Annotated in this window: 8 protein-coding genes; 3 read left to right on the forward strand and 5 right to left on the reverse strand. The window is 63.5% G+C overall.

Annotated features, from left to right (window positions below; genetic code table 11):
* Window positions 1-221: 221 nt before the first annotated feature.
* Window positions 222-1,301, reverse strand: a complete 1,080-nt coding sequence (gene hppD, locus ACE3OH_RS14840) for a 4-hydroxyphenylpyruvate dioxygenase (RefSeq protein ID WP_374354463.1) — start codon at window positions 1,299-1,301, stop codon at window positions 222-224.
* 168 nt (window positions 1,302-1,469) lie between these two features.
* On the opposite strand from hppD, the gene ACE3OH_RS14845 reads away from it, so the two are divergent.
* Window positions 1,470-1,949, forward strand: a complete 480-nt coding sequence (locus tag ACE3OH_RS14845; protein WP_374354466.1) for an Lrp/AsnC family transcriptional regulator — start codon at window positions 1,470-1,472, stop codon at window positions 1,947-1,949.
* 19 nt (window positions 1,950-1,968) lie between these two features.
* On the opposite strand, the gene ACE3OH_RS14850 is transcribed toward ACE3OH_RS14845, so the two are convergent.
* Window positions 1,969-2,556 (reverse strand): GNAT family N-acetyltransferase, encoded by a 588-nt coding sequence (locus ACE3OH_RS14850; RefSeq protein ID WP_374354469.1) that lies wholly within the window; start codon window positions 2,554-2,556, stop codon window positions 1,969-1,971.
* 98 nt (window positions 2,557-2,654) lie between these two features.
* Between ACE3OH_RS14850 and ACE3OH_RS14855 the strand changes: the two genes are divergently transcribed.
* On the forward strand, window positions 2,655-3,557 hold the full coding sequence (locus ACE3OH_RS14855) for a LysR family transcriptional regulator (protein WP_374354472.1): 903 nt from the start codon (window positions 2,655-2,657) through the stop codon (window positions 3,555-3,557).
* 234 nt (window positions 3,558-3,791) lie between these two features.
* Here the strand turns inward: ACE3OH_RS14855 and ACE3OH_RS14860 are convergent, their stop codons facing one another.
* Genes ACE3OH_RS14860 through ACE3OH_RS14870 form a run of 3 tightly spaced genes read right to left on the reverse strand, consistent with a single transcriptional unit; the run spans window position 3,792 to window position 7,887 of the window.
* Window positions 3,792-5,159, reverse strand: coding sequence for an efflux transporter outer membrane subunit (locus tag ACE3OH_RS14860; protein WP_374354475.1), 1,368 nt, complete (start codon window positions 5,157-5,159; stop codon window positions 3,792-3,794).
* Window positions 5,156-6,250 carry an HlyD family secretion protein gene (locus ACE3OH_RS14865; protein WP_374354478.1) on the reverse strand — a complete coding sequence of 365 codons (1,095 nt, stop codon included), beginning with the start codon at window positions 6,248-6,250 and terminating at the stop codon, window positions 5,156-5,158. The genes ACE3OH_RS14860 and ACE3OH_RS14865 overlap by 4 nt, the downstream gene beginning before the upstream one ends.
* The gene (locus tag ACE3OH_RS14870) at window positions 6,247-7,887 is read right to left on the reverse strand and encodes a hypothetical protein (RefSeq protein WP_374354481.1); all 1,641 of its coding nucleotides are present in this window, start codon (window positions 7,885-7,887) and stop codon (window positions 6,247-6,249) included. The genes ACE3OH_RS14865 and ACE3OH_RS14870 overlap by 4 nt, the downstream gene beginning before the upstream one ends.
* Window positions 7,888-8,383: 496 nt before the next feature.
* Between ACE3OH_RS14870 and ACE3OH_RS14875 the strand changes: the two genes are divergently transcribed.
* Window positions 8,384-9,459, forward strand: a 1,076-nt coding sequence (locus tag ACE3OH_RS14875) for an MFS transporter (protein ID WP_374354484.1), incomplete at its 3' end; no start/stop codon positions are given.

Consider the following 9,459-nt stretch of genomic DNA (forward strand, 5'->3'; position numbering starts at 1 on the left):
GCGTCCTTGCAGCGATAGGCAACGTGGTGGATGCGATCGATCTTCATCGGATGTCATTCCTGAAAATATAGTCTGGAGGGTCAGCTCATCACCCGGCAAAGCCGGGCGCTCACCCGCAGCGTGAATCAACCGGCGTTTCGCAGATTGATTCCACTCCCCCCGCCCTCGCCGCTGCGAGGGAGCCTCGCTGCCGCTCGGGCCGGGGTCAAAAGCACGGGCGGCTACGCTTCTGTCTTCAACACCCCACGGCGAATCTGGTCGCGCTCCAGGGATTCAAACAGTGCCTTGAAGTTACCCTCGCCAAAGCCATCATCGCCCTTGCGCTGGATGAATTCAAAGAACACCGGGCCGAGCACGGTTTCCGAGAAGATTTGCAGCAACAGGCGCTTGCTGCCGCCTTCGGTGCTGCCGTCGAGCAAGATGCCGCGCATCTGCAATTCGGAGACCGGCTCGCCATGGCCAGGCAGGCGCTCTTCCAGCATCTCGTAATAAGTGTCCTTCGGCGCGGTCATCAGGGGAATGCCGGCCTCGCGCAGCAGGTCGATGCTCTTGAGCAGGTCGTCGGACAACAGGGCGATATGCTGGATGCCCTCGCCGTTGAACTTCATCAGGTATTCCTCGATCTGGCCGGAACCCTTGGACGATTCTTCGTTGAGCGGAATGCGGATCTTGCCGTCCGGCGCGGTCATCGCCTTGGAGGTAAGGCCGGTGTATTCGCCCTTGATGTCGAAGTAGCGGATCTCGCGGAAGTTGAACAGGCGCTCGTAGTAATCGGCCCAGAACTTCATGCGGCCACGGTAGACATTGTGGGTCAGGTGATCCACCACCTTGAAACCATGACCAACCGGATGGCGGTCTACCCCGTCGATGAATTCGAAGTCGATATCGTAAATCGACTTGCCGTCTTCAAAGCGGTCGATCAGGTACAGCGGCGCGCCGCCGATGCCCTTGATGGCCGGCAGCTTCAGCTCCATCGGGCCGGTCGGCACTTCGATAGGCTGGGCACCCAGTTCCAGCGCGCGGCTATAAGCCTTGTGCGAATCCTTGACGCGGAAGGCCATGGCGCAGGCAGCCGGGCCGTGTTCGGCAGTGAAATAGCCGGCCAGGCTCTTCGGCTCGCGGTTGACGATGAAATTGATATCGCCCTGGCGATACAGCACCACATCCTTGGAGCGGTGGCGCGCCACCAGGGTAAAGCCCATCTTTTCGAACAGGGGCTCCAGCACATTGGGGGTCGGGGAGGCGAACTCCACGAATTCAAAGCCCATCAAGCCCATCGGGTTGTCAAAAAGATCCGCCATGCTGCTGTCCTCTATCCGGTGTGTAGTAGACGCCGGGCCATGCCGGCGCGCCATCGTCGATCAGTCGGCAAGCATACGAATTTAACTGCGCAATTTGCTTGCGAATTTCAGCGCAAAGCAATGCAGCATTGGCATAAAATGCCAACAAATCACAAATCGGCGCAGCAAATGATCGAACTCGATAAACTGGACCTGAAAATCCTCACCGCCTTGCAGGAAAACGGCCGGCTCAGCAATCTGGAGCTGGCCGAGGCGATCAATCTGTCGCCCTCTCCCACCTTGCGCCGCCTCAAGCGGCTGGAACAGGAAGGCGCCATCGCCCGCTATGTAGCCCTGCTCGACCCGGCCAAGCTGGGCTTGGGGCTGGAGGCCTTTGTGCGGGTAATGCTGGACAAGCGCGAACGCCAGTTTGCCGGCTTTGCGCAAGCGGTGCAGCAGTGGCCGGAAGTGGTGACCTGCCATGCCATGGCAGGGGAAATGGATTATCTGCTACGGGTAGTGTTTGAAGATCTGGCGCATTTTTCGCGCTTTGTGATGGACACCCTGCTGCAGCACCCGGGCGTGGTCGATGTGAAATCAAGCTTTGTGCTGCAGGCGATCAAGCAGACCACCGCGCTGCCGCTCGACCATCTGGGCCGGCCAGGCTGAACGCCGGGATGAGCCTGAGTCAGGCAGCAAGGCGCGGTGCTTGGTGAAGCATCTGCTGGCTCGCATCAAGCCCTGGCCGTTGCGCTGAGACAAAATCCGCGGCAGTCAGGCTGTAGCGCAGATTGGCAGGAAGCCATGGGTAATCTTGCACCTGGCCGGTTTCCTGCATGCCCAGCCGCGCCAGCAGGGTACGAGCAGGCACATTGTCTGGCGCCACCACGGCCTTGACCTCGGTCGCGCCGCGCAGATCAAAGGCCAGCTGCAGCGCAGCCTGTGCCAGCTCGCTGGCATAGCCTTGGCCCCAGGCAGTAGGCCGAAAGCGCAGATTCAGACGGGGTGACGAATCAGTACCCGCGAACGCCACACCACCAAAGCCGATCACCGTTTCCGGCGCATCACGCAATGCCACCACCCAGATGCCGAAACCATGGCGTGCCCAGTGCAATTGCCAGCGCCACAGCAAATGCCCCGCCGCCTCTGCCGATTCAAGCGGACCTGCCGGGTTGTACTGATGAGTCGCCGGGTCGCCATAAATTTCCAGCAAGGCCGGCAAATCCGCATCGAGCGGGGCGCGCAGCAACAGGCGTTCGGTCAGTGTGGGCTTCATGGCTGGCAGGAAATCGTGGGGAGAGACGCAGCGATTCTCGATCAGTTATGATCATCATGGAATCCGCCATATCTCTATACATCTTATAAGCATTGCTTATGTCTATTTCGCTTACCGACCTCGCCTTGCTGCTGGATGTGGCCGATCGCGGCAGCTTCAGCCAGGCTGCCGCCGCCCGAGGCTGGTCGCAGCCGCAAGTGAGCCAGCGCATTGCCTTGCTGGAAAGCCATCTCGGCACCCAGCTGTTTCAGCGCCACCGGCGCGGCGCGGTAGCCACGGCTGCCTGTGAGAGTTATCTGGAATCAGTGAGACGCGCACTCGGTGAGCTCGATGCTGCCCGCCATGCCATCCAAGGCTCGCCCGCCCTGCCCTGCGTGCGCGTCGGCTGCCCGCCCTCGCTGGCCACGCTATTGTTCAGCCCGCTGATTGCTGCCCTGAAAGACGCGCAGCTGGAACTGTTCTGCCAGGTCGACCACTCGCCGGAACTGATGGAGCGGGTGCTCAGCCATCGCCTGCAGCTGGCCTTCGTGATGAACCGCCCCACCATCAATGGCGTAGTACTGGAATTGCTCGCCGACAGCCCCATCGTCGCCGTGGTGGCCGCCAGCCACCCGCTGGCAAACCATGCCGGCGCGCTGGCCTTGCGCGATCTGGCCGATCTGCCGGTGTCGCCGCAATGGTGGGGGCCGGATACCGAAACCCTGGTGCGCCTGCTACGCACCCAGCGCCGTGGCGCCCTGCATATCAACCAGCCGGCCACCACCGCGCGTGAACTGGCCTTGCAGCATGGCTTTGTCGTATTCGCGCCGCAAATCAGCCTGCTGGACGATTTGCAATCCGGCAGCCTGCGCCAGCTGGCGATCAGCGATCTGCCGGCCTGGCGTTGGGAGGTGATGATGGCCTATCGCGCCGGCAAACGACCGAACGACGGGCGCGACCAGGTACTGCAAGCGGCGCGCCAGCTGGGCAGCCACTGGCAACAACGCCTTGCGGCAGCCTGATCAGCCCACACAGGAGTAGCTCGAAAGAAACACACTGGGAAGCACATCGGCGTTTCTTGCAGGAGCTATAAGCCAAAGACAAACCTGTAGACACAGAGCGCACCGAGACCACAGAGCACACGGAGAAAGGCGGATTGAAACGGGTTTGCCTCTGTGTGCTCAGTGTTCTCCGTGTTCTCTGTGTCTACAGATTTTTTGGGGGTCAAGGTCAGCATAGGCGCGCTGAGCGCCTCCTTAGCGGCTGGCGCCCTGCCAGCCGCCGCCCAGGGCCTTGTATAGCGCCACCTGGGCGCTGAGCCGCTCTGCCCGGCTCTGCACCGCCGCCAACTGGGCCGCAAATAGCTGGCGCTGCGCATCGAGCTGTTCCAGGTACGGCGAATAGCCGGCCTTGTAGCGGCGCGTTGCCAGGGTCAGCGTATGTTCCAGCGCGGTCTTCTGGCGCTCGTCGGCGGCTTCCTGTTCGGCCCCAAGGCTGACGGCGGCCAGCGCGTCTTCCACCTCGCGGAATGCATTCAGGGCTGCCTTGCGGTAAGCGTAGGCGGCCTGATCACGGCGCGCGGCGGCGGCATCGGCCTGGGCGCGCAGGCGCCCGCCCTCGAAGATCGGGTACAACACGCTGCCGCCCCAGGAGAAGGTCTGCACCGGCATCGGCAACACATCCGCATCGGCAAAGCCACGCGCAGCACTGAGCTGGATGCGCGGCATAAAGGCAGCGCGCGACACATCCAGTGCGTGATCCGCCGCCACCACCGCTTGCTCTGCCTGGGCGATATCGGGTCGCTGGCGCAGCAGCTCGGCCGGCAAGACCGGCGGCACCGCAGGCAGCTGCAGCGCCAACGGGTCGGTCTTGCAGATAAAGGCATGCGGTGCCTCGCCGAGCAGCACGCTCAGCGCATCCTGCTGGCGCGCCATCGCCAGACGCATGCCGGGAATCAGTCTGGCTGCGCCCTGGTATTCGGCCTCGGCCTGCCAGGCATCAAGCGGCGCGGTGTAGCCGGCATCGGCACGGCGCTGCACCAGCTGGCGGGCACTGGCGCGTGCCTCCAGCGTGGCATTGAGCAGGCGCTCGCGCGCCGCCAGCGTGCACAGGCCCAAGTAGGCCTCGCTGACCGATGCGGCAATCGACAGGCGCAGTGCGTCGCGCGCCGCCTCATTGCCCTGCAAGGCAGCGCGGGCCGCCGCATCGGCGCTGGCAAGCCGGCCAAACAGGTCGAGCTCGTAACTGAGCGATAGCTGCGCCTGCTTGCCGGTCTGGGTCAGGCCGCGACCGGTAGCGCTCACTGCGCGTTGCCTGGCCGCACCGATAACGCCATCAACGCTGGGCTGGGTTGCAGCATGGCTCTGCTGCAGCAAGGCGGCGCTCTCCTGCACCCGCTGCGCAGCAATGGCCAGATCGGGATTGTGGCGCAGCGCCTTTTCCACCAGCTGGTCCAGGGCCGGATCGCCAAACGTCTTCCACCATTGCGCATCGATGGCACCGCCTTGCGCCACCGGCTGCAGCCAGGCGGATGGCGCGGTTACAGCCGTATCCAGTGGCGCTGTCGGGCGCGGACCGGCGCAGCCGGCCAGCAGAGCCAGCGCGGTCAGAACCAGCCGTTTCATGGCCGGCCTCCGGTTTCCACCCGCGCTTCCAGCGACATGCCGGGGCGTAGCCTGGCCACCAGCGGCTGATTCGGATTCAGCGCAATGCGCACGCCGATGCGTTGCGGCACCTTGACGAAGTTGCCGGTGGCGTTATCGGGCTTGAGCACCGCAAATTCCGAACCGGCAGCCGGCGATACCCGCTCGATGGTGCCGCGCAACTGCGCACCGGCCAGCGCATCCACACTCAGGCTGGCTGCCTGGCCCGGTTGCATATGGGCAGTCTGCGCCTCCTTGAAATTGGCGATCACCCAGCGATCGGGCGGCACCATGGCCAGTAGCTGGGTGCCATTGGTCACATACTGGCCGCGTCGCACATTCACCTCGCCCAGCTGACCATCTTCCGGCGCGCGGATCACCGTGTGTTCCAGGTCAATTTCGGCCAGGCGCAATTGCGCCTTGGCCGAGGCCAGCTGTGCTTCCAGACCGTGCTGGCCGACTTCGACACTGGTGACATCCTGACGGGCGATTTCCATGGTCGCCTCGGTCTGGCGCAGCTGCGCCTCGGCGACGCGGACCGCCGCCACCGCCTGATCGCGCTCGCGCTGCGACACCGAACCATCGCTGACCAAACCTTCGATACGCGCCAGATCGGCACGCGCCTTGTCGAGCTGGGCCGCCGCACTGGTATGTGCCGCCTTTTGCACCTGGGTGGCTGCCTGGCGCGAGGCATGGGCCTGGCGGCTATTGGCCAATGCCGCCGTCTGTGCGCTCACCGCCGCCTTTGCCTGCTCAAGCCGGGCGCGATAGATGCCATCGTCGATGCGCACCAGTACCTGGCCGGCCTTTACCTGCGCATAATCGGCCACCTCGACTGCCTGCACATAGCCACTCACCTGTGGAGCCACCACCACGGTGCGACCTCGCACATAGGCATTGTCGGTCACCTCCACCCGGCCGGAAAACGGCGTCATGCCCCAGGCCGAGGCAATCAGCAATAGCGCCACCAGCAACAGCGCGCCGATTACCAGCACAAAGCGCCAGCTCTTCGATCGCGGTGCGGTGGCTGCTGCGCTGGCTGGCGAACTTGCCGCCTGGTCGGTAACGCTCATGGTGAAACTCCCTGCTTGTCTTGACGTTGTTGGTAGGCGTTGAAGGCAATGCGCAAGCCCAGATACAGCGCGGTGAGCAGTGCCAACACCGCCACCAGGCGAAATACATCGTTGAAGGCCAGGGCATTGGCTTCGCGCGCCATGGCCTGGCTCAGCGATGCCGCACCCTGGGCGCTGCGTAATAGCGGATCGGGCACCGTTGCGCCAAGCGCAGCCGTGCCGGCCTGGATACGCGCCGCCACCTGCACATCGGCCATCTGCAAGTGCTCGGACAGCGCCGCCATATGCGCACGTGCCGACAGGGTCTGATAGCTGCCGAGCAAGGCTGAGCCGGCCAGGCCGCCGATGTTCTGGGTGAGGCTGAACAGCACAAAGAAGCTGATCATATGGGAGGGCCCAAGCCGGGCCATGCGCATAAAGCCATACAGCAGAGCCGGGCCGATAAACAGACTGGTGCCGAAACCGATCAGCATCTGGCTGATATACAGCTGCTCAGGCCGGGTCAGGCTATTAGACTGGCTATCGAGCCAGGCGCCCAGGGCTATCAGCAGCGCCGCCACCACCACCTGGCCGGTCAGGCGTTTTTCCGACAGGGTCAGCACCGCCACGACCACGCCGGCCAGCATCGCCAGCATCACCAGCGCAAACAGGGTATGAAACTGCTCGTTGTTCAGCCCGGCCGCAGACAAAAGGCCGACCGAGCCATAGCTCTGCTCGGCCAGCGCCAGCCGCACCATGAAAATCACCGCTGCAAAGCGCAGCATCTCGCCGCTGTACAGCCAATCGAGCTGCAATAAGGGGCGCTGGCGCAGCCGCTCGATCAGCAGCCCCAGCGCACCAAGGATCAATGAGCCCATCAAGGCCCAGGCAAGCCAGGGCGTATCAGCCCACCACAGGCTGCGCCCCATGCCCAGCACAATGCACAGCAAGGTGATGGCGCCAAGCAACAGGGGAATGCTGACAAAATCGAGCGCTTCGAAGGCCGGCTGGCGATCGCTCTTGGGCAGGGGCAGGCAGGTAATCAGCAGACCGGCCAGCAGCGCGCAGCCCAGCTCGATCAGATGCAAGCCTTGCCAAGCGTGCTGGGCAAGAAACTCCACCGGAAACAGCCGCGCAATCGGGGTGCCGAAAGATGGCAGCATGATCGCCACCACCATGGCGACCGCGCGCAGGCTGACCGGCATGGCCTGCAAGGCGTAATACAGGGTAAGGGTGGTCAGGCCGGCCGCCGCCAGGCCGCTGGCACCGCGCACCAGGGCGGCGGTAGCCAGACCGGGTGCCGCCATCTGGACCAGCGTAGCCGCGATATACAGCGACAACAGCACATAGCTGACCCGGGGAATGCCGAACTGGATGCGTGCCTTTACCAAGCTGAGATTGGCGCCGGCATTCATCGCCACATAGATGGCCGGCAACAGGCTGGCCTCGGCCACATAATTGCCCAAGCAGCCGGCCAGTGCCGGCATATTGACACTGACCAATGCATTGCCCAGCGTCGCGCAAATGCCCAGCAATACCGACACCAGGGCATAGGCAAGCCGCAGTGGCACGGGGTGTTCCGGGGTGTAGGGAGAACCGGGAAACGCCGGGCGGCTGCTGTCGCTCGCGGTGTCGGCCACCGCCTGCGCGCCACTCATCGACACTGTCCGGGTTGCGCCCGGCACATTGCTACCGTGTTTGCCTGTTCTGGCCGCTGCATGCCCCGCTCCCACATAATGAATCCGGTCGTGCCGGCTCTCTGGATTGGCGACTGCAGACGCGTGCCTTGCAGCCTGCGCGCATGGTAGCGACGCCGCCATCAACATCCATTAAGCATTGCTAATATCCACTAAGCAAGCACTAAGCAAGCATTGTGAAAGCATTTTGTAAGTACAAAGCACGCCCTTGCCGGCCCCGATACCCGTGACCGCCATCGGGACAAGCCGCTTCGCTCCACGGCTAGCGCCCTCGCCACCGGCATGGTTGCATCACGCCATGCTCATCGAAGGCAAACCGGAAAAAGCGCGAAGAAGCGCTGCCAATGCGGCTTGACAGGGTATGATGTCGCCCCGGCCCAGCAATGGGCCGGCTCAATCAGACCTATCCGGCATTAGCCAGGCCCGACCGTAGTACGGCGTTTGTGGAGTAGCCCCGATGTATCAACTGAGCCCCGCCCGCGAGCGCAGCCTGCTGTGGTTGCTGGCTGCCACCCAGTTCACCCTGATCATGGACTTTATGGTGATGATGCCGCTGGGGCCGCAGATCATGCAGGCCTTCCGCATCGGGCCGGCCGATTTTGCCGCTGCCGTGTCGGCGTATTCGATCTGCGCCGGGCTATCCGGCCTGTTTGCCGCCACCTATATCGACCGTTTCGATCGCCGCAGCCTGATGCTGGTGGTGTTCAGCCTGTTCACGCTGTCCAACCTCGCCTGCGCGCTGGCGCCCAACTATGCGATGCTGCTGGCCTCGCGCGCCTTTGCCGGGCTGACCGGCGGGGTGATGGGCTCGATCATCATGGCGATTGTCGGCGATGTTATCCCGAATGAGCGCCGCGGCGCCGCCACCGGGGTGATCATGACCGCCTTTTCGATTGCGGCGGTTGCGGGAGTGCCGGCCGGCGTGGTGCTCGGCGCCCACCTTGGCTGGGCGGCAGCGTTTTATCTGCTTGTGCTGTTTTCGCTTATCGTGCTTGGCGCCGGCGTCTGGCTGGTGCCCTCATTGCGTGCCCATCTGGACCAAGCGCCGGTGCCGCTGTCGCGCGTTGTGCCGAACCTGCTGGCTTTGATAAGCAAGCCCGCCCATATGCAGGCTTTCGCCCTGGTCTTCATCATGCTGGTGTCGCAGATGATGATCATCCCCTTCATCTCGCCAGTGCTGGTTGCCAACCATGGCGTGCAGCCACAGCAGATTTCCTGGATCTATATGGCGGGCGGCGCAGCAACCTTCTTCACCGCACGCCGTGTAGGTGCACTGACCGACCGGCATGGCAAGCAGCGAGTATTCCGCCTGGTTGCCCTGCTATCCATCGCACCCATCCTGATGATCACCCATTTACCCGATCTGCCGTTCTGGGGACTGCTCGTGTTCTTTCCGCTTTTTATGGTGATGGTATCGAGCCGCATGATTCCGATGCAGGCCCTGATGACCACCGTGCCGGCGGCCGAGCAGCGTGGCGCCTTTCTCAGCGTGAACAGCGCCATCATGTCACTGGGCTCCGGCTGCGGCGCCTG

Origin of the sequence: Chitinimonas sp., assembly GCF_041904975.1 — a bacterium.
Taxonomy (GTDB): domain Bacteria; phylum Pseudomonadota; class Gammaproteobacteria; order Burkholderiales; family Chitinimonadaceae; genus Chitinimonas.

Excerpts from the sequence above, each read along its gene's own strand:
- hppD (WP_374354463.1), bottom strand. The coding sequence starts at position 1,301 with ATGGCGGATCTTTTTGACAACCCGATGGGCTTGATGGGCTTTGAATTC.
- ACE3OH_RS14845 (WP_374354466.1), top strand. The coding sequence starts at position 1,470 with ATGATCGAACTCGATAAACTGGACCTGAAAATCCTCACCGCCTTGCAG.
- ACE3OH_RS14850 (WP_374354469.1), bottom strand. The coding sequence starts at position 2,556 with ATGAAGCCCACACTGACCGAACGCCTGTTGCTGCGCGCCCCGCTCGAT.
- ACE3OH_RS14855 (WP_374354472.1), top strand. The coding sequence starts at position 2,655 with ATGTCTATTTCGCTTACCGACCTCGCCTTGCTGCTGGATGTGGCCGAT.
- ACE3OH_RS14860 (WP_374354475.1), bottom strand. The coding sequence starts at position 5,159 with ATGAAACGGCTGGTTCTGACCGCGCTGGCTCTGCTGGCCGGCTGCGCC.
- ACE3OH_RS14865 (WP_374354478.1), bottom strand. The coding sequence starts at position 6,250 with ATGAGCGTTACCGACCAGGCGGCAAGTTCGCCAGCCAGCGCAGCAGCC.
- ACE3OH_RS14870 (WP_374354481.1), bottom strand. The coding sequence starts at position 7,887 with ATGAGTGGCGCGCAGGCGGTGGCCGACACCGCGAGCGACAGCAGCCGC.